General features: G+C 66.4%; 21 protein-coding genes. 5 read left to right on the top strand and 16 right to left on the bottom strand.

Annotated elements, in window-relative coordinates; all coding sequences use genetic code 11:
* Positions 1–153 precede the first annotated feature (153 nt).
* A complete protein-coding gene (locus CKJ85_RS05510) occupies positions 154–1,554 on the bottom strand; it encodes an NAD(P)/FAD-dependent oxidoreductase (protein ID WP_095553689.1) in 1,401 nt (466 codons plus the stop codon).
* Positions 1,555–1,695: 141 nt separating this feature from the next.
* Between CKJ85_RS05510 and CKJ85_RS05515 the strand changes: the two genes are divergently transcribed.
* Positions 1,696–2,994: a class I SAM-dependent methyltransferase gene (locus CKJ85_RS05515; RefSeq protein WP_233126963.1), complete on the top strand. Its 1,299-nt coding sequence runs from the start codon at positions 1,696–1,698 to the stop codon at positions 2,992–2,994.
* A 112-nt stretch (positions 2,995–3,106) separates the two neighbouring features.
* Here the strand turns inward: CKJ85_RS05515 and CKJ85_RS05520 are convergent, their stop codons facing one another.
* Positions 3,107–3,841, bottom strand: coding sequence for a YceI family protein (locus tag CKJ85_RS05520; RefSeq protein ID WP_095553691.1), 735 nt, complete (start codon positions 3,839–3,841; stop codon positions 3,107–3,109).
* A 475-nt stretch (positions 3,842–4,316) separates the two neighbouring features.
* Here CKJ85_RS05520 and CKJ85_RS05530 point away from each other — a divergent pair, with 475 nt between their 5' ends.
* On the top strand, positions 4,317–4,688 hold the full coding sequence (locus CKJ85_RS05530; RefSeq protein WP_095276641.1) for an RNA polymerase-binding protein RbpA: 372 nt from the start codon (positions 4,317–4,319) through the stop codon (positions 4,686–4,688).
* 67 nt (positions 4,689–4,755) lie between these two features.
* Here the strand turns inward: CKJ85_RS05530 and CKJ85_RS05535 are convergent, their stop codons facing one another.
* The 6 genes from CKJ85_RS05535 to CKJ85_RS05560 form a co-directional block, all read right to left on the bottom strand.
* Complete coding sequence (locus CKJ85_RS05535; RefSeq protein WP_095553693.1) at positions 4,756–5,742, bottom strand: polyprenol monophosphomannose synthase; 987 nt, start codon at positions 5,740–5,742, stop codon at positions 4,756–4,758.
* Between the two features lie 95 nt (positions 5,743–5,837).
* Positions 5,838–7,370 carry an apolipoprotein N-acyltransferase gene (lnt, locus tag CKJ85_RS05540; protein WP_198947145.1) on the bottom strand — a complete coding sequence of 511 codons (1,533 nt, stop codon included), beginning with the start codon at positions 7,368–7,370 and terminating at the stop codon, positions 5,838–5,840.
* Positions 7,371–7,955, bottom strand: a complete 585-nt coding sequence (locus CKJ85_RS05545) for an FxsA family protein (protein WP_095553694.1) — start codon at positions 7,953–7,955, stop codon at positions 7,371–7,373.
* Between the two features lie 9 nt (positions 7,956–7,964).
* Positions 7,965–9,164, bottom strand: a complete 1,200-nt coding sequence (locus CKJ85_RS05550) for a lipase family protein (protein WP_095553695.1) — start codon at positions 9,162–9,164, stop codon at positions 7,965–7,967.
* Between the two features lie 5 nt (positions 9,165–9,169).
* The gene (locus CKJ85_RS05555) at positions 9,170–9,946 is read right to left on the bottom strand and encodes an SDR family oxidoreductase (RefSeq protein ID WP_095553696.1); all 777 of its coding nucleotides are present in this window, start codon (positions 9,944–9,946) and stop codon (positions 9,170–9,172) included.
* Between the two features lie 4 nt (positions 9,947–9,950).
* Positions 9,951–11,051 (bottom strand): Xaa-Pro peptidase family protein, encoded by a 1,101-nt coding sequence (locus tag CKJ85_RS05560; protein WP_095536137.1) that lies wholly within the window; start codon positions 11,049–11,051, stop codon positions 9,951–9,953.
* A gap of 33 nt (positions 11,052–11,084) precedes the next feature.
* Between CKJ85_RS05560 and CKJ85_RS05565 the strand changes: the two genes are divergently transcribed.
* The gene (locus tag CKJ85_RS05565) at positions 11,085–11,708 is read left to right on the top strand and encodes a trypsin-like peptidase domain-containing protein (protein ID WP_095545727.1); all 624 of its coding nucleotides are present in this window, start codon (positions 11,085–11,087) and stop codon (positions 11,706–11,708) included.
* On the opposite strand, the gene CKJ85_RS05570 is transcribed toward CKJ85_RS05565, so the two are convergent.
* From CKJ85_RS05570 to dop, 7 genes are all read right to left on the bottom strand, one after another.
* Positions 11,705–14,584 (bottom strand): RNA helicase, encoded by a 2,880-nt coding sequence (locus CKJ85_RS05570; RefSeq protein ID WP_095553697.1) that lies wholly within the window; start codon positions 14,582–14,584, stop codon positions 11,705–11,707. The genes CKJ85_RS05565 and CKJ85_RS05570 overlap by 4 nt on opposite strands.
* A 5-nt stretch (positions 14,585–14,589) precedes the next feature.
* Entirely contained in the window at positions 14,590–15,570 is a 981-nt protein-coding gene (gene tatC, locus CKJ85_RS05575) for a twin-arginine translocase subunit TatC (protein ID WP_095276786.1), read from the bottom strand.
* A gap of 78 nt (positions 15,571–15,648) precedes the next feature.
* Positions 15,649–15,936: a Sec-independent protein translocase subunit TatA gene (gene tatA / locus CKJ85_RS05580; RefSeq protein WP_095553698.1), complete on the bottom strand. Its 288-nt coding sequence runs from the start codon at positions 15,934–15,936 to the stop codon at positions 15,649–15,651.
* An 83-nt stretch (positions 15,937–16,019) separates the two neighbouring features.
* Positions 16,020–17,975, bottom strand: coding sequence for a YafY family protein (locus CKJ85_RS05585; protein ID WP_095553699.1), 1,956 nt, complete (start codon positions 17,973–17,975; stop codon positions 16,020–16,022).
* Positions 17,976–18,007: 32 nt separating this feature from the next.
* A complete protein-coding gene (gene pafA, locus CKJ85_RS05590) occupies positions 18,008–19,399 on the bottom strand; it encodes a Pup--protein ligase (RefSeq protein ID WP_095553700.1) in 1,392 nt (463 codons plus the stop codon).
* Between the two features lie 5 nt (positions 19,400–19,404).
* Positions 19,405–19,593 (bottom strand): ubiquitin-like protein Pup, encoded by a 189-nt coding sequence (locus CKJ85_RS05595; protein ID WP_186439360.1) that lies wholly within the window; start codon positions 19,591–19,593, stop codon positions 19,405–19,407.
* 1 nt (position 19,594) lies between these two features.
* Positions 19,595–21,106 (bottom strand): depupylase/deamidase Dop, encoded by a 1,512-nt coding sequence (gene dop, locus CKJ85_RS05600; RefSeq protein ID WP_095553702.1) that lies wholly within the window; start codon positions 21,104–21,106, stop codon positions 19,595–19,597.
* Between the two features lie 67 nt (positions 21,107–21,173).
* Between dop and CKJ85_RS05605 the strand changes: the two genes are divergently transcribed.
* Positions 21,174–22,661, top strand: a complete 1,488-nt coding sequence (locus CKJ85_RS05605) for a peptide MFS transporter (protein WP_095553703.1) — start codon at positions 21,174–21,176, stop codon at positions 22,659–22,661.
* 106 nt (positions 22,662–22,767) lie between these two features.
* Here the strand turns inward: CKJ85_RS05605 and pdxS are convergent, their stop codons facing one another.
* Positions 22,768–23,652: a pyridoxal 5'-phosphate synthase lyase subunit PdxS gene (gene pdxS, locus CKJ85_RS05610; RefSeq protein ID WP_095536145.1), complete on the bottom strand. Its 885-nt coding sequence runs from the start codon at positions 23,650–23,652 to the stop codon at positions 22,768–22,770.
* A gap of 79 nt (positions 23,653–23,731) precedes the next feature.
* On the opposite strand from pdxS, the gene CKJ85_RS05615 reads away from it, so the two are divergent.
* The gene (locus tag CKJ85_RS05615) at positions 23,732–25,096 is read left to right on the top strand and encodes a PLP-dependent aminotransferase family protein (protein WP_095553704.1); all 1,365 of its coding nucleotides are present in this window, start codon (positions 23,732–23,734) and stop codon (positions 25,094–25,096) included.
* The last annotated feature ends 1 nt before the right edge of the window (position 25,097 follow it).

A 25,097-nucleotide genomic window follows, 5' to 3' on the forward strand; every position in this document is an offset into this window, starting at 1 on the left:
ACCATTGCGAACCCGTTACTTTCAACCGTGTGACCTTGGCCACCGGGGGTGAATTACCCCCGCCGACACAGCAAAAGGCCCGGTCGTGTGGACCGGGCCTCGAATCGCGGGTGTAGGCGGGGGTACGCTACTGCACCCGACGGGGGGGAGTGCTTAGTTTTCGCCGTTGGTATCGCGAACCTCTTCAAAGGTGTCCTCAGCGCCGTCAACGTTGGCGCGCAGCTTGTCCAGCGCGTTGCGGCCGTGCTGCTGCTGCAGCGTGGTGGCCAGATTGTAGCGGTTCGGGGTGAGCGCGTTGTTGGTCCAGGTGTACATGGACACCAGGCGGTTGCGCACGCCGACGAGGAAGGAGACGTGAACTGCCAGCCAAATCATCCAGCCGAGGAAGCCTGCGACCTCGACCTTGCCCATCTTCACCACGGCGTTGTAGCGGGAGACGATCGCCATAGAGCCCTTGTCAAAGTACTCGAACTCGTCGCGGGCGGACGGCGCAACGTCGTGCTCGACCTGCTCCTTGATTATCCGACCGACGTACTCGCCGGACTGGATCGCCACCTGAGCAACGCCGGGGAGACGGTTGCGGTTCATCATGTCGCCGATGATGAACAGGTTGTCCTCGTCGCCCACGGTGAGGTCCGCGTTGACCGGAACCTTGCCGTTGCGCTCTGCCTCGACGCCGACCTGCTCGGCGATCTGCTTGCCCAGCGGGGACGCCTGCACGCCTGCGGACCAGATCTTGGTCGCCGCGCGCAGCGTCGTCTCCTCGCCGGAATTGGTGTCCTTGTAGGTGACGCTGCCGGCATCCACGTTGGAAACCAGGGCATTGAGGACGACGGTGACGCCCTTGCGCTCCAGCTCGCGCTGCGCCTTCTTGCCCAGGCGCTTCCCAAATGGCGGGAGGACCTGCGGCATGCCGTCGATAAGCACGATCTTTGCTTGCGACGGAACGAAGTTCTTGAACTGGTCCTTGAAGGAGCGGTGGGCCATCTCGGCCACCTGGCCAGCCAGCTCGACGCCGGTCGGGCCTGCGCCGACGATGACGAAGGTGAGCAGCTCGTTGCGCTCTTCCTCGGTCTCGGCGAGCTCTGCGCGCTCGAAGGCGGAGACGAGGCGGGCACGGATTTCGAGGGCGTTGTCCACGGTCTTCAGGCCGGGAGCGAACTCGGCGAACTGGTCGTTGCCAAAGTAGGACTGGCCGGCGCCCGCGGCGACGACGAGGGAGTCGTACGCGTAGGTGCGGGTGAACGCGCCCTCGTTGGCGGTAACGGTCTGGCCCTCAACGTTGACGTCGGTGACGTCGCCACGTACGACGCTCACGTTGTCCTGGCCCGCGAGGATCTGGCGGACCGAGGTGGCAATCTCACCGCTGGAAAGCAGGCCGGTTGCCACCTGGTAGAGCAGCGGGGCGAAGAGGTGGTAGTTCGTGCGGTTGATCAGCGTAATGTCCACGTCCGCATCCGCGAGCTCGCGGGCGGCGAACAGGCCACCGAAACCAGCGCCAATAATGACGACGTGGTGGCGGTTGCCTGCGGGACGGTACGGCGCTTCTGTCATAGGTAAGACTCCTTGTATCTAATTTAAAGACAAGTCTGGAAATTTCCCCTGCACATACTACGCCGAATTCCCTGAAGCTCCACAGGCGGGTGCCGACGTGGCATCGCCGGGATCCGGCGCGCACCCGCTACCATCAGCCGAGTGACCTCCCCACACGACATGAACGCGTCCAGCGTCCCCGAGCATTTGGCAATTATCGACGCCACCGCGTGGCCAAGCGTGGCCGCAGTCCCCGGAGGGCGACTCGATAGGTGGCGGGCGGGCCGGGCAGAGGCGCGCTTTGCGGCGGCGTGCGCCAACGCCGGCATCCGCGTCGACGGGGCTGCCCCGGACGTCGTGGTGGATTACGCCGAGGTGTTCCAGCGCGTCGCCGCCAACGGCTGGGTCGGGCTGGCCGAGGGGTACTTGGCCGGGGAGTGGCACACGCCGGACTCTGAGCGGCTCGTGCAGGTGCTGCGCAAGCTCGTCCAGTCCGGCTACGTGCCGTCCACGCTGCGCGTCGCGCCGGCGAGGTCGCACGAGAGCGGGGAAGTGCCGCCCAGCCTGATTCAGCACTACGCGGGCGACGGCGTGAGCCCGTTCCAGGGCCACTTCGCCACCGGCGTGCCGACGCGGGAGCGGGTGCGCGTGAAGTCGTACGCGCGTGGCGCGGGGCATGGCAACGAGCCTGCGCGACACTTCGTGGACGTGACCGAGATCGCCGCGCCCCAGGACGAGGGGACGACCCGCTCGGATTTGGCGGACGCGCAGGCGCGATCCGTAGCAATGCTCCTGCAGGCGGCTGGTGTGCGCGACCGGTCCCGCGTGCTGGAGTATCCGGCGTCCGGACCCGCGGTCACGCTGGCGGCCGGGGACAAGGTCGAGTGCGTGACCAATTCGCCGGAGTCCGCGGACGCGCTGCGCGAGCAGCTCACGTTCGCGGGCGTACCGGGTCAGGTCAGGGTCAAGCGGCTCGGGCGCGGGTACGACGCGGCGGTGTCGCTCGAGCACCTCGAGACGCTGAGCGACGACGACAAAGCCGAGTTTCTCACGCAGCTCGGGTCTGCGGTTGCGCCGGGTGGCAAGGTGGCGATCCAGACGATCGTGGCAGGGCCGGAGATGAATAAGGCGGCGCGGGCGGCGTTGGCGTCGTTGAGGGCGTACGTGTGGCCGGGCCTGAGCTACGTATCCACGGAGACGTTGGCGCGGATCGTGGACCGCAAGACCGGGCTGCGCATCATCGCGGAGACGCACGCGCCACAGCACCTGGCGACGTCGCTGGGATTGCAGCGTGCGACCTTCGATTCGCACCGGCGCGACGCAGCCGCGGACGGGTTCGATCCGGTGTATCGGCGGCTGTGGGTGTGGCAGCTCGCGCTGCGTCAGGCGCTCGCGGAGCTGCGGATGATTGATCTCACGCAACTGACGCTCACGGCGCGGAACCGGCGGGGGCGGCGGTAGATGGAGGGGCGTGGTGGCGTCGAGAAGCGTGGGCCCGCGCGTTAGTTGACATAATGTACATTATCGGACAAATACGCGTATATATTACGTCAAGTGACGTAATATAGGGTGGCTACTGGTGCATGTTGAGGCGGATGTTGACCTCGCCCTGCTCGTCAATCTTGGCCGCCACGAACTCCGGCGACTCGACGCCGTAATCCGCCCGGTTGATCGGGACATCGCCCGCGACGATCAGCGACGAGCCGGAGCGCGCGACGTCGAACTCGTGCGTCACCGTGTTTGTCTCGCCGTGGATGGTCATCTCGCCGGTGAGCTCCACCTTGTCCACGGAGCCGTCATCCGGCACCTGGGATACGTCCGCCGGCTCCGTGACGCGGAACGTCGCCTCCGGGAACTGGTCCGTGTGTAGGATCTTGCGGCGGACGTTGGAATCGCGGACGTCGCTATCGCTCGTCAGGTTGGTCATGTCGACGGTGATCTCGCCGGCGGTGAGCGTGCCGGCCTCAATATCCGCCGAGCCGCTCACGCCCTCCGTTGAGCCCGAGGTGACCTTCTCTTGGCCCGGGAGGATCTCAAAGAACGTAAAGCCCGCCGACGAGCCGTTTGGGCCCGGGCGAGACGAGACTTCCCAGTGTCCGTCGAGAGGCGTATCGGCGGCCTTGAGGCGCGACTCATCAATGCCTTCGGTCTTCACGCCGTTTCCAAACAGCCCCCCGAGCGCGAGCGGGACGAACGCGACCGCAAGCAGAATGACCACGATGATCGACCCGGCGACGATGAGCAGCGTCCGCCTGCGCTTCAGTGCGGCCTCGTCGAAACTTTTGCCAGCTTCAGTGCCGTTGTGCATACCTGTTACCTTAACCTCTCGATGCTGTGGGACAGATTCACCATTTCGTCACATAAGTGACGTAATTCCTCCGGGGTTGCGCCCTCGCTTGCCGCGGTCTGGACGTCCTCCGCCGCGCACCGCAGCTGATATAGCTGATCGCGCAGGTCAGCAACCTTTTTCGGCGAGAGAATGACCGCGTCCGCCGGGATCTGGGTGCCGGAGAGCGAGTGCCGCTGCTCGTACGCGCGCTGCTTGCACGAGGCGTTACAGAACTTCCTCCGGCGGCCCCTACCCTGCTGCTCGGGCATCTGCCCTCCGCACCAGGCGCAAGTGGGCGCCTGCTTTCCTTCGCTAGCCACACGGCAAGCCTAATACACGCGCCGCGCCAAACCCCATCCGCGGGAACAATGCGGGCAGGTTGACCGTTATACTGTATCGACTGGGAATGCTTGCAATGGCTTGCAGTGACTCGCAATGAAGGGATTGATACAGCATGGCTGATCGTGTGCTCCGTGGAAGCCGCATGGGTGCAGTGAGCTACGAAACCGACAGGGACCACGACCTGGCCCCGCGTCAGATGGCAAAGTACCGTACCCCCGACGGGGAGGTTTTTGAGGTCCCCTTCGCTGATGATGCGGAGATCCCCGAGGAGTGGATGTGCAAGAACGGCCAGCTCGGCACCCTGATTGAGGGTGAGGGCGTGGAGTCCAAGCCGGCCAAGCCACCGCGCACCCACTGGGACATGCTGCGGGAGCGCCGCAGCATCGAGGAGCTTGACGTCCTGCTCGAGGAGCGCCTCGAGCACCTGCGCAAGCGCCGCCGCGCCGCCGCGCGACTGGCAAAGGAGCAGCAGGGCGAGAAGTAAGCCCCGAACATACGCAACGGCCCGGCACAGTGAGTCCACTGTGGTCCGGGCCGTTGGTCGTTGGTGCTTAGCGCTGCTTCTTGGTCGCCTCGTAGCGCACGAGACCGAGGCCCTCGCTGATCATCTCAGTCGCCTGGCTCACCATGTCGGTGACCTTGCCCGGTACCTTGCGCAGGGGGCTGTTGTTCAGCTCGTAGTCGCCCAGCTTCGCGCCCTCGGCGATCATGTTGACCACCTGCTCCGGCAGCTGGTCGGCCTTCGCGCCGAGGCGGGAGAGCTTCGAGTTATCAAACTCGTACTGAAGCAGCTTGCCGCCCTCCTTGGCCATCTCGCTGACCTTCCAGGACTTCTCCTTCACGCCCCACTTCGTCACCTCGACGAGGGACTGGCCGGCGAAGCTCGCGTCCAGCTTGGACTCGCCCAGCGTGCGGTCCTCAAAAGTAATGGGTACTTCGCGCACGTCGAAGCCGGCGTCGATGACCTTGTGCGCCAGGTCCACCTGGAAGATGTAGCCCTTGTTGGACAGCGCGTCCAGGTCGATGGCCTCGAGGACCTCGCGGCGGAACGCACGGTAGCCGGCGGTCATATCGGCGACGTCGTCACCGAGCGCCAGCGAGATGTACTGGTTGCCCAGCTTGGACAGCAGGTAGCGCTGGCGGGGCCAGTTCTTCGCCTCGCCGCCCTCGACGTAGCGGGAGCCGATCACCAGGTCGCCGCCGCGCTCAATCGCGGTGAGCAGTCGCGGCAGCTCCTCCGGCTTGTGGGAGCCGTCCGCGTCCATCTGGCACAGCACGGCGTAGTCACGCTCCAAGCCCCAGCGGAAGCCGGCGCGGTAGGCGGCGAGCAGGCCCTCCTTGCCGGCGCGGTGCAGGACGTGGACCTCATCGTGCTTCGCCGCCAGCTCATCAGCCTTGTCGCCGGTGCCGTCCGGAGAGTTATCGTCCACGATCAGTAGGTCGACCTCCGGGTTCGCCGTCAGTACGCGCTCCGTAATCAGCGGGATGTTCTCCAGCTCGTTGTAGGTGGGGATGATCACCAGCGTTGCGTTCGCCATGGGCGATTGACTCCTTTTGCAGATACGTCTTGTTGGGTATTCGTTTCGGTTCGCGGAAGTGGGTGCGGGCCTGTGGTGGGGCCGCGTGGGCGTCGCTAAGCCATACGCTCCTTCTCCGCGGGACTCTTAGCAGCATACTCGCGCTTGGGGCGCGCCACGGCACCGAGCGCGACCGCGGCACCGCCGAGTACTAACAGCCACTCTAGCCACTGGCCGAACCGCACGGCTGGGGTGATGGAGTCCTTGAGCGGGAGCTCCTCCTGCAGGTGCGCGGCCTGGAAAATCTCGCTTTGTTGGGAGACGGAACCGTCTGGGTGCACGATCGCAGAGACCCCGGAGGTCGCGGCGACGACCACGGCGCGGTCGGTCTCGATCGCGCGCATGCGGCTCATGGCCAGCTGCTGGTAGGTCATGTCGGTGAAGCCGAAGGTCGCGTTGTTCGTCGGGGTGGCCAGCAGCTGCGCGCCGTTGCGCACCGCCATGCGGTAAGCCGGGTCCTCCGCGACCTCGTAGCACGTGGCCACGCCGACGACAGTCGTTCCCATCCGGACCACGCCCGGGCCATCGCCGGGCTTGAAGTCCCCGGCCAGATCCACCATGTCGGAGAAGTTGCGGAAGAAGTCGCGCATGGGCATGTACTCGCCAAACGGCTGGAGGAAGCGCTTATTGTGCCGCTCGCCCACCGAGCCGTCCGGGTTGATGACCACCATGGTGTTGCGCTCCCCGACCTGGTCGCGCGTGAGCGTGCCCACTAGGACGGGGACGCCGACGGCCGCAGCGGCCTCCTTGACCAGCGCGCCCGCTTCCGGGTCCGTAAACGGGTTGACGTCCGAGGCGTTCTCCGGCCAGATCACCAGGTCAAGCGGCTGTCCTTGATCCTTCGCGTCCTGCGCCAGCCGCTTGGTCTCCTCCACGTGATTGCTCAGCACCGCGCGGCGCTGCGCGTTGAAATCCAGACCGAGCCGCGGGACGTTGCCCTGCACTGTCGCCGCGCGGGCCGTCCCAACCTCGTGGGCTGGCGTGTTGACCGCAGCCGACGCCGCCAGCCCCAAGACCAGCGGCGCCACGACCGCGACCCCGCCCGCAGCGCGTGCGCGCCCGCGGGCGACCACCAGCGCCGCCAGCCCTGCGCCGGCGAGCACCGCCGCCAGCGTCACGAGCGCGGGCCCGCCGAAGTGCGCGAGGTTTCCAAGCGGACCGCCGATCTGCCCCCAAGCGAGCCGCACCCAGGCGAACCCACCGAACGGGAACGAGGAGCGGCAGAACTCCACGGCTACGTAGACCAGCGCGAATGCGGCGAAGCCGTAGCGCCAGCGGGCAACGAGCGTGCCGAAGGCGCCGGTGGCCAGCGCGTACAGCGCCAGGAAGACGGAGAGCGCCACGTACGGCATTGCGCCCACGAACTCACCGATCCACGGCAGCAGCAGGAGGTAGCACACCAGCGCCTGGACCAGGCCGAGACCAGCGCCCGTCCACACCCCTGGCCGCGCGCTCCCCCACGGCGCAAGCGCGCCAAAGAGCAGCGTCATCGCGAGGACGCCCGCCCACCAGAGCCCGTGCGGCTCGTAGGACAAGTACGCCAGCGCGCCCGCCCCCGCAGCCAGCAGCAGTCGCAGCACTCCCTGCACCTACTTGTCCTTTCCGCCGTCGGGCCCTTTGCTTGTCGATGCCCCTCCGTCTCCGTCGAAACGATCACCCTCCGGGCCTTCGGCGCGGAACATGGCCTCGAGCTCGTCGGCATCAATGACGTCGTGCTCCGTGTCCTGCTCGTGCGCCTGGTGGCTGCCTGCCTGCCGGCCGGTGCCGAAGTTGCCGTAGCTGGTCTGGAACTGCGACAGCGGCGAGGTGTTGTACACGCGGACACCGAAGTTCTCCATACTCCGGATCGTCCGCGTTCTGATGAAACGGCGCAGGAACCCGCGGGTGGGGCCGAAGATGAGCAGGAACCCGAGCAGGGAGCTGACGAAGCCGGGAATGATGCACAGCAGCCATCCCGTCATCAACAGGGCGGAGTCCCCCGCTACCCTGCCGAGCGACGAGCGCCCCTCGGCGGCGTTGACTAGCGTGCCCCGCAGCGCGAGGCTGGCGAGCGCACCACCGAGAAACATCAGCGCGAAGATGGCGAGCAGTGCCCAGCCGACGCCGATGAGCTTGGCAACGCCGAAGAACGCGAGTGCCTCAATGAGAAAGTAGGCGAAAATAAACAGCGGCATGCGGCCAGACTACCTGTCCAGCTGTCGCACGAGCCATTTGACGTCACCAGCCAGATGTTGGAAATACGGGCCATAGTGGTTGACGCCAGTCCTGCCCGGCACACGCGGCATGCGGCGCGTCTGCAACGGAATCTCCCACGCGTCCGCGAGCGCGGTGAGCTGCGGGTACGGGATGATGTCGTCGTGGAGCGAGCCCCAGAACCGGGTCGGGATGCGCAGCGGCCGCCTGCGTCCGAGCGCGATCGACTCGAGGTGCTCGGAGGTGCCAGGGAGGGAGTGGAGGAGCTCCGCCATGCTGAGGCCGCTGCGAGTCCACCGGGTCGTGTGCGCCCAGGGGCGGCGAAGCGACGCCCCGACGGCACAGAGGTCCGAGTCCGCCAGGATCGTCGCGGCACCTTCGGGGCTGAGGTGCGGCAGGATCTCATCCGCCAGGTCCGGGTGGTGCGCCATGAGGCCCGCGACGGCGTAAAGGATCACTACGGAAGGCATGGCGCCGTCGACGTGGTCGAGCATCGGCACGAGCGCGGCCGGGGGCGCGCCGACGACGGCGGCTTGCGGCTGGAGCTCCGGGGCGTACTCCGGGCGTTCGAGCCAGGCGCCCACTGCCCCGCCGCCCTGGGAGAAGCCCCACAAGCCGAGCACGGTGGTGTCGACGGAGAGGGATGAAGCGGCGCGGGTGGCGTCGATGAGCGACTGCGCGGCGGCGACATGGTCGCAGTACAGCTGCACGTTCTCCGCCGGGTTGCGGGGGTAGTCGGTGAGCACGACGTTGGCGCCGGCCGCGAGCAGCAGGTTGATCGCCGGCTGCTCGTAGGCGGCGATGAGGTCCCACGGCGCGCGGCGCGGGGCGAGGCCGACGGTGCAGGAGTACGAGGGATTGCAGCGCGGGGCGACGCCCTGCGTGGAGGGGGCGAACGCGATGGTGGGGCGCGGGCCGTGGCCCGGCCAAGGGGTGCGCGAGCGGAAGACCGCCCCGGTGGCGGTGAGGGCGCGGCCGTCCTCGTCCGCAGTAACGTAGTCGATCCCCCAAACGTCGGCGGGGTTGAGACGCTTGGTCAGGCCTACGGCCTTGATTTCGCGGGCGTTGAGGAGGGATCCGGGAGTCATGCCCGTCACCCACGTCGGCGTGGTGTGCTCCGGCTCGGTGCGGCGGGGGTCGTGGAGGGCGTCGACAAGCAGCCCCGCGATTGTGCGGGTGAGAGGAAACATGCGTCCTACCTCGGCATATGACGCCAGATCGGGCGCGGGACGAGGCGCATGACCAGCGCGAGCGCGGCGAGGCGGCGCGGGATCCACACGGTTGTGCTGCGGCCCCGCTGGGCGGCGTCGACGACCGCATCGGCGACTTCGTCCGGAGTCACCGACATGATCGCGGGCGTCATCCCCTCCGTCATCGAGCCGATAACAAACCCGGGGCGCGCGGTGATCAAGTGCAGCGCCGAGCCGTGGAGCCGGTCCGCCAGACCCTGGCAGAACGCGTCGAGCCCCGCCTTGGTGGAGCCGTAGACGTAGTTCGCGCGGCGGGCCCGCCAGCCGGCGATGGATGAGAACGCGACAATGTTGCCGCGACCCATGACGTCCGCCAGCACGGTCAGCGCGCTGATTTGTGCGAGGTAGTCCACGCTGCCGATGCGGACGGCCTCGGACTCGTCGCGCTCGGCGCGCGACTGATCGCCGAGGACGCCAAACGCGACAACCGCGGTGGTGATCTCCTCCGCGGCGTGCACGGATTCCACTATCCGGCGGTGGGACTCGAGCTCCGTGGCCTCGAACCGGATGCACTCGATGCTGGCGGCGCCGGCTTCGCGCAGACGCTCCGCGATGGCGCGAGCGTCAGCGCGTTCGGGCTCGCGCATGGCCAGCACGACCCTCCGCCCGGAGCAGACGCGCAGGGCGATGGCGGTGCCAATGTCGCTGGTGCCGCCGAACACGAGCACGGTGCCGGTGGTGGGCGGTTCGACGGTCCTCCCGCCGCGGATGCGTCGAGACATGGCTTTAGCGGAGGTCGCGGGAGACGTTATCCAGCGAGACTGCGCCGTCCTCGTCCAGGTAAACGATGTCTTCCAGGCGCATGCCCCACTTGCCCGGCACGTAGATGCCCGGCTCGATGGAGAACGCCATGTTGGCCTGCAATGCGGTGTCGTTGCCGGCGATGATGAACGGGTCCTCGTGGCCCGCCAGGCCGATGCCGTGGCCCAGGCGGTGCGTGAAGTACTCGCCGTACCCGGCTTCCTCGATCACGCCGCGCGCCACCGCGTCCAGCTCGCCGGCGGTGATGCCGGGGCGTGCCGCGGTGACCGCCGCCTGGTGGGCGCGGAACAGTACCTCGTAGGCCTTGACCACCTCGGGATCCGCCTTCGCAGGGTCGCCGCCCACGATGTAGGTGCGGGTGCAGTCCGAGTGGTAGCCAGAATCCAGCGTGCCGCCCAGGTCCACGACAACTACGTCGCCGTCTTCCAGCACACGCTCGGAGAAGTCGTGGTGCGGGTTGGCGCCGTTTTCGCCGGAGCCGACGATGACAAAGTCGACGGACTCGTGCTCGTCCATGATCAGGCGGTCCAGCTCGGCGGCCACCTGCGCCTCGGTGCGGCCCGCCACCAGGAACTCCGGCACGCGGGCGTGGACGCGGTCGATTGCCTCGCCGGCGCGCTTGAGCTCTGCCAGCTCGGCCGGTTCCTTAGCCATAAACAGCTCGGCGAGCGTGTCCGTTGCCAGACGGGTCTGCGGGAGCAGGGCCTGCAGCGCGAAGACGTGGTTGGCGGTCAGCGAGCTGCCCAGCGCCACGGGTGCGGACGCATCGAGCGCCTCAGTTGCCAGCTGGTACGGGTCCTGCCCGTCCTGCCAGCCGCGGATTTCCACATCGTCGCCGGCAACGCCCAGGCTGCCAATGTCCGTCACCGGAGCGACGAGCACGACCCGCCCGTCCGGCCCGATGGCCAGGGCGGTGAGCCGCTCGTGCGAGGAGGCCCAGGAGCCGGTGAGGTAGGCAAACTCCGGGCCGGTGCCAACAACCAGGCCCCCGAGCTTGTGCGCCGCAACGAGCTCGGCGGCACGGGATCGACGGTGTGCGAACGTGGACTGATCTATACGCGTCATGCTGGCAATGATAGGCCAGTTACACTCGAGCGCGTGACCGACCCTGTCCCCTGCTACCCCGACTTGATCGTCCGCTGCTCCGTGGGCGCGCGCTACTGCTCGGGCATCCTCGTTGCTCAGGACACGGTGCTCACCTGCGCCCATTTCCTGCTTCCAGAGCGCCCCGCCCCGTCCCGCATCACAGTGCGCCTGCGGGGCACCCGCCGTCGCGCCCGCGAGGTGCGCATCTTCGAAGGCACCGACGTGGCACTCATCACGCTCAATCGCGTCCGCACCGCCGACGACGCGCCGCCTGGCCCGTACCCGCCCCTCGCCCCGCCCGCGCGCTTGCTTGGAAGCGCGCTGAAACGCACGGTCACGTTCGGATTCGGCGGCGGCGCCACCTCCCCCGCGGCCCGCGACGGGCGATTCCTCATCACGCTTCCGCTCGCCTTTTCGCGCAGCATGCGCACCATCGTGCGCCCGGCGGGCATCGTCGCCAACGCCGCCCCCGCGATCAAGGGGGACTCCGGGGGCCCAGTGCTTATCGACGCCCACCTCGCCGGCATCCAGTCCCTCATCCTCGACCCGTGGCGCGTCAACCTGCACCTCGCCACCGTCTCTCTGCTGAACCGGGAAGTGCGCGACGCCATCGAGGCGGCACGGGCCGCCTGCTAGTTGCCGATGGCGACGACGCCGCGTCGAATAGCGTCAATGGCCCGGTTGGCGCTATCGCGGACCTCGTCGCTGTACCCGGTCTTTTTGACCTGCTCGAGCAGGTCGATGACCTGGCGGCACCAGCGCACAAAGTCGCCGGGGGTCAGCTCGGTGCCGGACTCCGCGGCGGCCGCCAGCGCGTACCCGAGCGGGGCGCCGGCGGTCCACTGGTGCATGGCGAGCGAGAACGCGGGATCCGGGAGTCGCGTCACCGGCAGCTGGTGGCGCTGCTCATCAAAGGAGAGCTCGCCGTAGACGCGCATGGTCTCCCCCATCGCCTCCGCCATTCGGTCCGTGGCAGCCTCCGGTTCGCCGTGCGTGGCCTTGCGGTTTTCAAACACCACCATGGACGCCACGCCGGCGAGCTCCGCGGGGTCCAGCTCGTCCCAAATACCGCGCTTGAGGCACTGCGCGACGAGCAGGTCGGAGACGTTGTGGATGCGCGCCAGGCGCTCGCCTTCGTCGGTCACGCGCGGCTCGCCGCCGATGAGCTCGACGTAGTCCATCTCCGTGAGCAGTCCGATGATGCGCTCGAAGGTGCGGCCCAACGAATCGGTCGAACGATCCACGCTGTTGGTCAGCCGGCGCAGCTTGCGCTCGTTGCGCACCAGCTCCTCCCCGACACGCGCGAGCACCTCGCGGTCATGCGGCGGCCACGCGTGCACCGGGTGGTTGTGCATGGCCTCGCGCAGCGCGGTCACCTTCTTGCTGGGCCGAACCCGCACCTTGTCCTTGAGCTTGCGCGGCGCGTTGAAACTCCCGCTGTGCAGCATGTTTACCACTTTGCGGGTGTGCTTGCGCGGCTGGTCCTGCACGTGGCGGGGTACCTTGATCTGCCCAACGACGACTGGCGCGTTGCGGAACGAGCCGGCGTCGATGCGCCCGGACCAGCCGCGTTCCGTGGTCACCCACGGGCGAGGATCGCGCTTCTTTCCCGCCACCTGCACGACGGCGGCTAGCTCCGGCTTCTTCTTCCCCGGCAAGGCGATGACCTCGCCGACGCGCAGCCGCCCCAGGATCGTCTCCGTCTCCGCCTGGCGGTTTTCCAGCGCGTGGCGGCGCGCGTCCTTCTCAGCCTCGGAGAGGTCGCGGCGCAACTGCAGGTACTCCTCCAGGGCCGCCGCCGGGTCCGTGCCCGGCGGGTTAAAGCCGGCCACGTCTCGTTCCAGTTGCGCGCGCAGGCTGCGTACCTTGGAGCGCAGGCGGTCGATGTCACGCACCTCGCCCACCACGGAGCGGTTGGTCTGAAACTGGGCGAACGACTGCTCGATGAGCCGGATGGAGTCGTCGTAACCGTTCATGCCCAGCATGTTGATCGCCATATTGTACCCGGGCTGGAACTGCGAGATGAGTGGGTAGGTGCGCGTGGACGCCAAGCCTGCCACCTCGTGCGGGTCCATCGCCGGAGACCACTGCACCACCGCGTTGCCGATATGGTCGATGCCGCGGCGGCCCGCGCGGCCGGTAAGCTGCGTGTACTGCCCCGGCGTGAGGTCGACGTGCGCCTCGCCGTTGAACTTGACCAGCTTCTCCAACACGACGGTGCGCGCCGGCATGTTGATGCCCAGCGCCAGCGTTTCGGTGGCGAAGACTACTTTGACCAGACCCCGGACGAACAGCTGCTCCACAATGTGTTTGAACGCGGGGAGCAGGCCGGCATGGTGGGCGGCGAAGCCGCGCAGCCACGCCGTGCGGAGTTGGCGGAAGTTGAGCACGTCGAGGTCTTCGTCGGGGATGCCTTCGACGCCGGCGTCGATAATAGCCCTTGCCTCCTCTTGCTCCTCCGGGGTGGTGAGCTCCTTGCGGGTGCGCAGGCACTGGAAGAGGGCGCCGTCGCAGCCCGCGCGGGAGAAGATGAAGACGATGGCCGGGAGCATGTCGCGGCTTCCCAGTGCTGCGACGACCTGCGGGCGGCCGACGGGTTTGACCTTGTCCTGGGCGCGCTGGTTACCGCTGCGGCGGCCGGTGGAGCGGGCGCGAAAGCCGCGGCCCTCCTTGAAGTCGCTGCGGCCCTCGTCGCGGGAGCCGGACTCGATGCGCTCGATTGCGTGGACGAGGGCGCGGTTCACTTTCCCGCCGTCGGTGCTGTCGGTGCCGTATGCGCCGCCGCCCGTGCCGGGTTCGAACAGCGGGAAGATCTTGCGGCCCACCATCATGTACTGGCTCAGCGGGACCGGGCGGTGCTCGGAGACGATCACGCGGGTATCACCGCGCACCGCGTCGAGCCACTCGCCGAACTCCTCGGAATTGGACACGGTGGCGGACAGCCCGACGAGGCTGACGGACTCGTCCAGGTTGAGGATGATTTCCTCCCACACCGCGCCGCGGTCCCGGTCGGCGAGGTAGTGGATTTCATCCATCACCACGTGCGAGAGCCGATCAAGCTGCCGGGAGTCCGCGTAGATCATGTTTCGCAGCACCTCGGTGGTCATCACGACGATCTCGGCGGACCCGTTGATTGAGGTGTCGCCGGTGAGGAGGCCGACGGCGTGCTCGCCGTGCTCGGCGACGAGGTCGTGGTACTTCTGGTTGCTCAGCGCCTTGATGGGCGTGGTGTAGAAGCACTTCGTGCCTTGGTGCAGGGCCAGCGCAACGGCGAACTCGCCCACAATCGTCTTGCCGGAGCCGGTCGGTGCGCACACGAGGACGCCGTGGCCGCGCTCGATGTCTGCGCAGGCCTCCACCTGGAAGTCGTCGAGTGGGAAGGGCTTAGCGTCGCGGAACTCCGGCAGAAACGCTAAGGGTGCGGAAGCCTCAGTGGCCCCTGTGGTCTCGGCGGTGTTGTCCTCCGAAAGACTTTGGTTGTCTGACTGTGAGGGGGTAACGCTGGAATCCATGCCCCTTACAGTACGTCGTTGAACGGATCCCCGTGACCGTAGGTGTGCGAGCCACCGCGGCCCGGGGCGGGCGGGGCGCTCGGGGCCGCCGGCGGTGCCGACGGGGAAACCCTCGACGGCGCGCTTGGCCGGGAGGTCGCGCCGACGGGCTGTGCGCGCCCGATGGAGCCGGAGGAGGTGACGGGGCCGGACGCTTGCTCGTCGTCAAGGTCCATCCACTCCGGGCGCGACTGGTTCGTGCGCTTGTCATGAATGCGGCAGAACTGGAAGGCCATCTCCACTAGCACGGTGATGGACAGCGCGAGCGCGACCATGGAGAACGGGTCTTGGCCCGGCGTCATGATGGCGGCGAAGATGAAGATGAGCACGATGATCATGCGGCGCTTGTCCTGAACATGCTCGTAGCGCAGCACGCCGATGAGGTTGAGCATCACGATGATGAGCGGCAGCTCGAAGCTCACGCCAAAGATGACGATAAGCGCGAGCACGAAGTTGTAATACTCGCCACCGGTGAGCGCGGCGACCTGGAACTCTTTGCCGATGGACATCAGCACAAGGAGACCCTTGTCCAAGACAAAATAGGCCAGGACAGCGCCGGCGACGAACAACAAGGCGGCGAGTGTGACGAAAGAGAACGTGTAGCGGCGCTCGTTTTTATGCAGCCCGGGGGTGATGAAGTTCCAGATCTGCGTCAGCCACACCGGGGAGGCCAGGACGAGGCCGGCGAGGGCGCCGACCTTCAGGCGCAGCATGAACATCTCGAACGGGCTGGTGGCAAGCAGGCGGCACTCGCCGTCACCCGAGAAATCTGCACGGAGATCTTCTGGGAGGTTGCAGTAGGGCCCACGGATGATTTCTCCAAGTGGCATCACACCTGGTGGAGAATTCTGATACCAAATGAAGCCGACAATGGTGCCCACCAAAATTGCGGCCATGGACACCATGACGCGCCGGCGTAGCTCCTGGAGGTGCTCCACCAGGCTCATCTCACCGGTCGGGTTTTTCGGCTTCCTCGCGCGCTTGAGCTTCAGCGCCAACGCTTTTCCCCTCTCTGTCGCGAGCGGTTACTGCTGCGCGGGCGGGGTCTGGTTGCGCTGGTGCTCCGGCTTGTCCCAGAAGCTTTCCGGTTGCGCAACGGACTGGGTCTCCGCGTTGCGGCCGGACTCGATCGCGTTCGGCTGAGCCTTGGGCGCCTCGCCCGCGTCGTCGTGCTTCATCTCATCGACCTCGGACTTGAAGATGCGCGCGGAGCGACCCATCGATCGCGCGAGGTCCGGCAGCTTGTTTGCGCCGAACAGCAGTAACACGATGACCAGGATGATGATGAGCTCGGTCCAACCAATGTTTGGCATGGTTTCTCTTTCCACGGGTATCGGCGATGCCCTGCAACGAAAACATCGACATCGAATGTTTGAATTTCTGAATATCTCACGCGTCATCTTAACGCGTCGAGCGCGCGAAGTGAACGCTCGCGCACCGTGTCCACCAAGCTTTCCGGTTCCACCAGGCGCAGTCGGTCCGCGTGGGCCAGGCAGAACCTCACCAGCCAGTCCTCACTGCCAAAGCGAAACGTCGCAGGCACCCACGCTCCGGTGCCGCCCACCTCGTCGATCTCCAGTTCCCAGTAGTCGGCCATCCACGTCGCGTCGCTGCGCACCAGCAGTTGCGCGAGTGGCGCATCGGCCAGTCCGAAAGGGTTTTCGGGGTCAAGGGGCGCGACGCTTATCGACGCCTCCGCGTCCCCCTCCCCCTGCCTGACCTCACGAATTCGGTCGAGCCGGAAGGACTTGACGCGGTCGCCGTCGAGCGCCTGCAGGTACGCCTGCTCATCGCGCTGAAACACGCCGACCGGGGAAACGGTTCGCTCGGTCACCCGGTCCGAGGAAGCGGAATAGTAGCGGAGCTCGAGCTGCTTGCCGGCGTCGATTGCCTGGCGGATCTCCTGCGCGACGGACCCCAGGCCGCCGACCTGGTCCACGTCCGCTACCCCGCGCTTCCGGTTGACGCGGCGGATCTTGTCCGCGGCGGAGCGCACGGCGTCGACGTTGACCAGGCCGGGCAGCGTCTCGAGCGATTCTAGCAGGAGCAGCAGTGCGTGGGCCTCGGTGGGCTTGAGGTGGAGTGGCGCGGTGAGACCCTGGTCATCCAGGACGGTCACACCGCGCCAGGTGTGCTCGAGGTCGAACATCTCGCCCGGGCCGCGCCCGACCCCGGAGAGCAGGAGCCGGTTGAGGTCGTCGCGGACCTCGTCCACGCTGGACCCGAGGTCGCGAGCGATCTCCATGAGTGATTTCCCCTGGTGCCGCGTGATGTACGGCAGGAGGTTGAGGAGGCGGACGAGCCTGGTTGACCCGGTGGAGTTTGCGTGACCCGCGGGGCGCTGGCTCCCCGAATCCTCCGGCGACGGGGTCTTGGCGCTCGTTGCGCTGCGGAGCGGGGCGTCGTGGGGCGTGGCGGATTGTTTGAGTAGGGCGATGACCTGTTCGCGGACCGCTTCCGGCTCCACGGCGACCAGGTCGGCGGCGTGGGCCGCCGATGTGCGCACCACCCAGTCGAGCTCGGCGTCGTGCAGACGAATCTCGTCGCGGTCCGCACTGGAGTCGCCCCGGGCACCGGGTGCGCGAGTGCCGGCGGCGGCGAGTTCCTCGCAGGTGCCGCGGCGCACGGTGACGATGGCGTCGGTGACCGGTCCGCGCAGCACGTCGCGAACCAGCTCCCCGGTGTTCTCGGGCGACTGGTGGAAGTCCTCGGTCTCGCGCACGAGGGTCACGTTGGCGACGCGGACCAGCCGGAAGATGCGGTCGGCGTCGCGCTCGATGTCCCACCCTACGAGGTAGGCGCGGTTGTTCAGCGAGACGATGTCCCACGGGTCCAACGTCCGGCGCTGCGGGTGCCCTCCGCCGGCTGGGGTGAAGTCGAACGAGACTCGCTTCTGCAGCTCAATCGCGGCGAGGAGGTTGTGGAATGCCTGCGGGTCGATGCGGTTGGCGTCGCTGGCCGCAGAGGTCAACGGCGCGCTGTCAAACACGCGGGTCGCGCCGGACGCCGCGAGCTTGGTCCAGCCGGAGCGGGCAAACGCGCCGAGAGAGCCGCCAGTGCTGAGATCCACCGCCAAGCCCACGGCGCTTGCCTCTTCTTCGGTGAGGTCAACGGGTTCCAGCTCGTAGCGGTCCCGGTCCATGGTGAGGGTCCCGCCGGAATACGAAATAGGCACTCCTGCCCGGCGCAGCGCCTCAACATCGCGCCGGATCTTCACGCGTAGCGCTTCGGTCTCCAGGTCCTGGTAGCCGTCCACGTTGCGGGCAACCCACTCCGATTCGCGGTCGTGCGAGGACCCCAGCATGGCAAAGGCCAGGTTCGCCTGCCGGACTTCCGGTTCGAGCTCTGCCACGTAACTGCCTTTCTCCCTCGTCCCCGGTCCGGCTAGTCGGCGGCGCCCATCGCGCGGATCTGTGCGATGAACTCGTCGACACGCTGGTCCTCGGTAGCGAAGGGGTCGAGCAGCTCCAAGGTGCGGGGTTCCGGGCGGTTGGTTTTCAGGTGGACCCAGTCCACATTGTGGTCCATCCCCGCCGAGCGCGCAGCGCTGAGGAACCGGCCGCGCAACGACGCGCGCGTCGTCTCCGGCGGTGCCGTCGCGGCGTGGGAGATCGCTTCGTCGGTGGTCCACCGGCGCACGAGGCCCTTGCGCTCCAGGAGGTAGAACAGCCCGCGCTCGCGGTTGATGTCGTGGTAGGTCAGGTCGATCTGCGCGAGCTTTGGATGGTCCCACTCAGCCCCAAGCTTGTCTTTGACCTGGAGCAACAACTTTCGCTTGATTACCCAGTCAATCTCTTGGTCCACGCCGGAGAAGTCTTGCGACGCAATCGCGTCCAGGGTGCGCTGCCACAAGTCAATGACGCGTGCCATTTCCTCGTTCGGCGTGCCCTCGTCCGGCCGGGACTCCAACCAGCGCCGTGCGGCATCCAACGTGGCCTGCTGGACCTCGAGCGCGGTGACTGTGCCCCCGCTCTTGAGCGCGAGTGGCGTCTGGCCCGTGGGGTCCGCCGCGATGTCGCGGATGTGATCGATGGCGTTGTCGAGCGTGAAATCCGGGAGGTCGAAACCAGCCTCGAGCATCTCAATGACCAACAGTGTCGAGCCGACCTTGAGCGCGAACGTGGGCTCCGCCATGTTCGAGTCGCCGACGATGACGTGCATGCGCCGGAAGCGGTGGGAATCGCCGTGGGGTTCGTCGCGGGTGTTGATGATCGGCCGGGTACGGGTGGTGGCCGAGGAGACGCCCTCCCACACCTGGTCCGCGCGCTGCGAGAGGACGAAGCGCCCCTTCTTGATCATCCCGGCCCCGCAGAGAAGTTGGCGGGTGATGAGAAACGGCAGCAGTTGCATGCCGAACGACTTCAGGGCGAGCTCGCGGCTGATCAGGTAGTTTTCGTGCGTGCCGTAGGAGTTGCCCTTCGAGTCCACGTTGTTTTTAAACAGGAAGACTTTGCCACCCACACGGTCCCGCTCGAGCGCCTGCTCTGCTTGCGTGGCGAGGTCGCTGAAGATGACCTCGCCAGCCTTGTCGTAGTTGAGCAGCTGGGTGATCGAGTCACATTCGGCGGTGGCGTACTCGGGGTGCGAGCCAACGTCGAGGTAGAGGCGCGAGGCGTTGTCGGTGAAGATGTTGGAGCTGCGGTGCTCGGCGACGACCGGGCGAAAGAGGTAGCGGGAGATTTCCTCGGGCGTCAGCACGACCTTGCCGTGCTCAAACGCGGTGACGCCGAACTCGGTCTCCACGCCCATGATGCGGCGGGGGTAGACGGTGGCCATGCGGGTTACTGCCCGCCCTTCTGCACGAACGAGCGCACGAATTCCTCGGCGTTGGTGTCCAGCAGGGCGTCAATCTCGTCGAGGATGTCGTCGGTGCCAGAGGTGTTCAGCTGGGCCTGCCCGGCATCAACGGCGCCCTCGTCCGCGCCGTCGTCGCCGTGGTTGCCACCTTGTACAATCTGCTGCTTAGACATGTCAGACATGGTGCGATTCTAATCCTTTCAGTAGTGATTCGACGGTCTCGGCGCGCTCGATAAGCTCGCCGACCTCCGCCCTGGTCAAGCCGTCGACCTCGTCCATGGGGAACCGGATCGGCTGGTCGCCCACCGCAAAGAGGACGGACTGCCAACTCGACGCGATGATGACCTCGCCGAACTTTTCGCTCACCTTGCCGCGGAACCACGCTCGGGAGTCCTCCGGCGGCACGGTCACTGCGCGGCGGATTGCGTCCTCGCCCACGAGCGTGCGCATCTGTCCCTTGCGCACGAGGGCGTGGTACAGCGACTTCGCGGGGTCAATGTCGGCGTATTGGATGTCAATCAGCTTGAGCTTCGGGTCCGAGATGGGCACACCGCGCTCCAGGTACCGGCTGATGAGGGCCCACTTCGCCGTCCAATCCAGGCGGTCTGCGGTAGACAGCGGGTCGCGCTCGAGGTCATTGAGCACCTCGCCCCACAGGCACAGGACCTTTGCATCGACCTCGTCCAGGTCCGGGAGTGCTGCGGCACGGTCGCGGTACTCGCGCAGGAGGTCGATTGCGGTGAGCCGGCGCCCGTCGACAAGCAACAGGCGATGCGTGCACGTTGGGTCGTGGGAGACCTGCTTGATCTCGTCGACGGCGTTGGTCAGCCGCAGGTCGCTGAAGTCGACGTCAGCCTCGATGCAGTCGAGCACGAGCTTGGTCATCCCCAACTTGAGAAAGTTGGAGAACTGGCTCATGTTCGCATCGCCAACGATGACGTGCAGGCGGCGGAACTTCGTGGCCAGTGCGTGCGGTTCGTCGCGGGTGTTTACGATGCCGCGGTTCAGCGTGGTTTCCAGGGAGACTTCCTGTTCGAAGTAGTCGGCGCGCTGCGAGATCTGGAAGCCGTCGCACTCGGATTCCTGGCCAATGCCCACGCGGCCTGCGCCGATGATGACCTGGCGGGTGACAAAGAACGGGACGAGCGCCTGGGTGAGCCGCGAGAAGTCGGTCTGGCGGGAGTACTGATAGTTCTCGTGGCTGCCGTAGGACTGGCCTTTGCCATCAACGTTGTTTTTGTAAAACTTCAGCGGCGGGCACGGCGCGGTCTTGTCCAGCACGCTGACCTGCTGCTCCCACAGCTCGCGGATGTCCGCCGCGGCCTTGTTGAGGACGTAGTCCCCGGCAGCGTCATAGATCATCGCGTCCCATGCGTTGGACACCTCCGGCGAGGAGTACTCGGGGTGTCCGTGGTCGACGTAGTAGCGCGCGCCGTTGGTGGTCACCACGTTGGCCACGCCCATCGCGTTCGGGTCCACCACGGGAACCGTGCGGTAGCGCTGCAGATCGAACCCGCGGGTGTCTTTGAGCGGTGCTTCTTCCTCGTAGTCCCAGCGGGAGCGGGCGGCCGTATTCATTGCGGCATACGCCACCACCGCGTGCGTCGAGGTGAGCAGCGGGCTTATCGACGGGTCGTCCGGGGTCGTGATCCCGTACTCGGTCTCAGTGCCCATGTAACGTTTCATAACGCACTACCGTACCTGCTGGTAGGCCGGATTGTGTAAAAAATACGAGCGAGCGTATTTTATCTATATGAGTTCTGACACCCTCGCAAACGACCCAGGTGTAGCACCCAAGGAACGCAAGTTCTTCGGGCAGCCCTGGGGACTCGCTAACCTCTTTGGCATTGAGCTGTGGGAGCGCTTCAGCTTCTACGGCATGCAGGCCCTGCTGGCCTTCTACATGTACTACTCCGCCACCGAAGGCGGGCTGGGCATTGACCAGACCACGGCGCTGAACCTCGTGGGCGCCTACGGTGGCTTCGTCTACATGATGGCGCTGGTCGCCTCGTTTGTGGGTGACCGGTTGCTTGGCGCGGAGCGCACACTGTTCTACTCCGCGATCCTGGTGATGGTCGGACACATCGTCCTCGCCCTTGTGCCTGGCGGTCTAGGCCTTGCCACTGGCTTGGTGTGCATCGGTATAGGCTCCGGTGGAGTCAAAACGTCCTCGCAGGTGGTGCTCGGTGATTTGTACTCGCGTGAGGATCCCCGCCGAGACGCTGGCTTCTCCATCTTCTACATGTCGGTCAATATTGGTTCCCTATTTGGCCCGGCGTTGACTGGCCTAGTGTGGGGCAAGGCCGGTTTCCACTGGGGCTTTGGGCTTGCCGCGATCGGAATGGCAATGGGACTGACGCAGTACATCATTATGCGGAAGTCTTCCATCGGCGCTGTCGGATCTGAAGTTCCAAATCCACTGCCGCGCGAGCGGCGTGGTGTGTGGGTGATTGGTGCAATTGCTGTCGTTGTTGTCGTAGTCGCGCTGCTGGTCACCGGCATTGTTCCGCTCGGATCGCTGTCGTGGATCGTGTTTGCTATCGCTCTTATCGCCACGATTTACCTGTTGTGGGAAATGTTCCACTCTGATGAAGTTACCCCTGCTGAGAAGTCGCGTCTAACCGGCTACATTCCGCTCCTGTTTGGTTCTGTGGCGTTTTTCGCGATCTTTCAATCCCAATTCACTGTGGTCGCGGTCTACTCCGATCAGCGCGCTAACCTGAATTTCTTGATGTGGGAGCTCACGCCGGCCCAGGTACAGGCGTTTAACCCTTTCTTCATCGTGGTCTTCTCCCCCATCTTTGCAGCCATGTGGACTGCGCTGGGGCAGCGCCAGTGGTCATCTGCGGTGAAGTTTGGTGTGGCAAACTTGGTTACAGGTAGCGCGCTCTTCTTCTTCCTGCCGTACGCGGGTGGTGGTCCGAAGTCGACGCCGCTGCTGGTCTTGGTGCTTATCCTCTTTATGTTCACGATGGGCGAGCTGCTGTTGTCTCCTGTGGGCAACTCGCTGGCAACGAAGGTAGCACCTGAGGCGTTTAAATCTCGGCTGTTTGCTGCCTGGTTGATGTCGCTGTCTATGGGCACGGCGCTATCTGGCGTGCTCGGCTCGCTGTACAACCCTGATGATGCCTCCGCCGAGCGGACGTTCTTCATTACGCTGTCGGTGATCACCATTGTGCTTGGCGTAGTGTTGATCTCGATTCGTCGCTGGGTGCTGAAGAAGTTCGTCGACGTGCGCTAGCGCGCCTCGCTTCACGACGCCACCGCGTCCCCATCCCAACCACAAAGCCGGCCCCTCGGGGCCGACTTTCCTCGTTACCTCAGTTCCGCGACGAACGGGGCGTGCGCTACCAGCCGCGCTCTGCAAGGCGGTGCGGTGCGGGCAGGTCAGCAACGTTGATGCCCACCATCGCCTCGCCCAGGCCGCGGGACGCCTCGGTGACGACGGCGATGTCGTCCCAGTTGCGCACGGCCTTGACCACTGCCTTGGCGCGTGCCTCCGGGTTCCCGGACTTGAAGATGCCGGAGCCGACGAAGACGCCGTCGGCGCCGAGCTCCATCATCAGCGCGGCGTCGGCAGGCGTTGCGACGCCGCCGGCGGTAAACAGCGGTACCGGCAGCTTGCCGTGTTCCGCGACGTAGCACACCAGCTCGTAGGGTGCCTGGAGCTCCTTTGCGGCGACGTAGAGCTCGTCGCGGTTGGCGTTATAGGTGGCTTGCAGCGCTGCGATCTCGCTGCGGATGGCGCGCATGTGCTTCGTGGCTTCGGAGACGTCACCGGTGCCGGCCTCGCCTTTGGAGCGGATCATCGCGGCGCCCTCGTTGACGCGGCGCAGCGCCTCGCCGAGGTTGGTGGCGCCGCAGACGAAGGGGACGTCGAAGGCGCGCTTGTCCACGTGGTGGGCGTAATCGGCGGGGCTGAGCACCTCGGACTCGTCGATGTAGTGGATGCCCAGGTGCTCGAGGACGCGCGCCTCCATGGTGTGGCCGATGCGGGCCTTCGCCATCACCGGGATGTTCACGGCGTTCAGGATGCCCTCGATGAGGTCGGGGTCGGACATGCGGGCAACGCCGCCTTCGGCGCGGATGTCCGCGGGAACGCGCTCGAGCGCCATGACTGCCACGGCACCGGCCGCTTCGGCGATCTTCGCCTGCTCCGGCGTGACGACGTCCATGATCACGCCGCCTTTGAACGAGTTGGTGAGTTCTGCAAACTTGGTGAAATCTGTCATAGTGCTCCATTGTCTGGGCGCAACTGGTAGATTCCAAGGTCCAGTATCATTTTCATTCCTTGTACCAGTTGGTGATCATGTGCTCCTCAGCGTCTCCCCCGAGCTGCCTATCCCCTTGCCCACGCAGATCGCACAGCAGATTCGGCTCGCGGTTACCAACGGCACGCTGCAGCCCGGAGACACGGTCTCCAGCACACGCGCACTCGCCCGCCAGCTCGGAGTCTCCCGCGGCACGGTCGTTACCGCCTACGACCAACTCATCAGTGAGGGCTTCCTCCTCGCCGCGCAGGGCGCACCGACGCGGATCCACCCGGCGCTCACGCTTGCGCCACCGGCGCAGGGGCCGCAGCGCGACACGCGCCCAAGCACGACACCCCGGGCCCGGGTCTCATTGCGGCCGTCTGCGGGCAGCGCCGGAGCAGTTCGACCGGCCGCGTGGCGCAAGGCCTGGAGGGACGCCCTCAACGCGGACGGTGCCAGCCTGGATAAGACCGGAGAACCAGAACTCAGAGCCGCCATCGCCGAGCACCTGCGCCTCGCGCGCGGCATACAGGTCGACCCCGCACACGTGGTGGTCACCGGAGGATCGCGCGAAGGGCTGCAGCTCATCCTGTACACGCTGGGGTCGCGGCTGCGCGTGGGCGTTGAAGACCCGGGTCACCCCGGCCTGCGTCGCGTGATCCCCCTCGGCGGACACGAGGTGGTCCCCTGCGCCACCGATCCCGGTGGGGTGGTCGTCGGCGAGCTTTCAGACCGCCTCAACGCGCTCTTGGTCACTCCGTCCCACCTGTACCCCTTTGGCGGTGCGATGAGCGCATCGCGCCGCTCCGCACTGCTCAACTGGGCGACGCGGACCGGCGCCGTGCTCATCGAGGACGACTTCAACACCGAGCTGCGCTACCTCATCTCGCCGCAGCCCCCACTCGCGGCGCTGTCGCCGGGGGCCGACGTGCTCACGCTCGGCACGTTCTCCACGCTCCTCTCCCGCGAGCTCGCCGCGGGGTATGTCGTGGCCTCCCCCGCGCTCGCTCCCGCGCTGCGGGAGACCCGAGAGCTCCTGGGAATGCCGGTGGCCACGGTGACGCAGCGCGCCATCGCGCACCTCCTCGACCGCGGCTACGTGCGCCGGAACGCGCGTGCAGCGCACAACCGGCTCGCGCGACGTCGCAAAGCCGTTGCCGCCACGGTGGTCCCCGCCCTGGAAGCGCGCGGCGCGCGAGTGACCGTGCCGGAAGCAGGCGGCGCAGACGTCACCGCCGAGTTTCCCACCGTTGCACTGCGGCAACAGTTCGAGGACCAACTTGCCGCCAGCGGCGTGGAGTGCGGCCACGAGTCCAGCCTGTGGTCGGGCGGTGGGGATGGGCTTGTCCTGAGCTTTTCGCACCTGACGGATGAGGACTTCGAGTACGCGCTCGGGGCCATCCACCAGGGAAAGACCGCCTGAC

The organism is Corynebacterium sp. NML 150383 (assembly GCF_002285085.1).
Taxonomy (GTDB): Bacteria; Actinomycetota; Actinomycetes; order Mycobacteriales; family Mycobacteriaceae; genus Corynebacterium; species Corynebacterium gottingense.

What these genes read in the sequence shown, in the direction of transcription:
- CKJ85_RS05510 (WP_095553689.1), bottom strand. Translation starts at nt 1,554, where the DNA reads ATGACAGAAGCGCCGTACCGTCCCGCAGGCAACCGCCACCACGTCGTC.
- CKJ85_RS05520 (WP_095553691.1), bottom strand. Translation starts at nt 3,841, where the DNA reads ATGCACAACGGCACTGAAGCTGGCAAAAGTTTCGACGAGGCCGCACTG.
- CKJ85_RS05530 (WP_095276641.1), top strand. Translation starts at nt 4,317, where the DNA reads ATGGCTGATCGTGTGCTCCGTGGAAGCCGCATGGGTGCAGTGAGCTAC.
- CKJ85_RS05535 (WP_095553693.1), bottom strand. Translation starts at nt 5,742, where the DNA reads ATGGCGAACGCAACGCTGGTGATCATCCCCACCTACAACGAGCTGGAG.
- CKJ85_RS05545 (WP_095553694.1), bottom strand. Translation starts at nt 7,955, where the DNA reads ATGCCGCTGTTTATTTTCGCCTACTTTCTCATTGAGGCACTCGCGTTC.
- CKJ85_RS05550 (WP_095553695.1), bottom strand. Translation starts at nt 9,164, where the DNA reads ATGTTTCCTCTCACCCGCACAATCGCGGGGCTGCTTGTCGACGCCCTC.
- CKJ85_RS05555 (WP_095553696.1), bottom strand. Translation starts at nt 9,946, where the DNA reads ATGTCTCGACGCATCCGCGGCGGGAGGACCGTCGAACCGCCCACCACC.
- CKJ85_RS05560 (WP_095536137.1), bottom strand. Translation starts at nt 11,051, where the DNA reads ATGACGCGTATAGATCAGTCCACGTTCGCACACCGTCGATCCCGTGCC.
- CKJ85_RS05570 (WP_095553697.1), bottom strand. Translation starts at nt 14,584, where the DNA reads ATGGATTCCAGCGTTACCCCCTCACAGTCAGACAACCAAAGTCTTTCG.
- tatC (WP_095276786.1), bottom strand. Translation starts at nt 15,570, where the DNA reads ATGAGCCTGGTGGAGCACCTCCAGGAGCTACGCCGGCGCGTCATGGTG.
- tatA (WP_095553698.1), bottom strand. Translation starts at nt 15,936, where the DNA reads ATGCCAAACATTGGTTGGACCGAGCTCATCATCATCCTGGTCATCGTG.
- pafA (WP_095553700.1), bottom strand. Translation starts at nt 19,399, where the DNA reads ATGGCCACCGTCTACCCCCGCCGCATCATGGGCGTGGAGACCGAGTTC.
- CKJ85_RS05595 (WP_186439360.1), bottom strand. Translation starts at nt 19,593, where the DNA reads ATGTCTAAGCAGCAGATTGTACAAGGTGGCAACCACGGCGACGACGGC.
- dop (WP_095553702.1), bottom strand. Translation starts at nt 21,106, where the DNA reads ATGAAACGTTACATGGGCACTGAGACCGAGTACGGGATCACGACCCCG.
- CKJ85_RS05605 (WP_095553703.1), top strand. Translation starts at nt 21,174, where the DNA reads ATGAGTTCTGACACCCTCGCAAACGACCCAGGTGTAGCACCCAAGGAA.
- pdxS (WP_095536145.1), bottom strand. Translation starts at nt 23,652, where the DNA reads ATGACAGATTTCACCAAGTTTGCAGAACTCACCAACTCGTTCAAAGGC.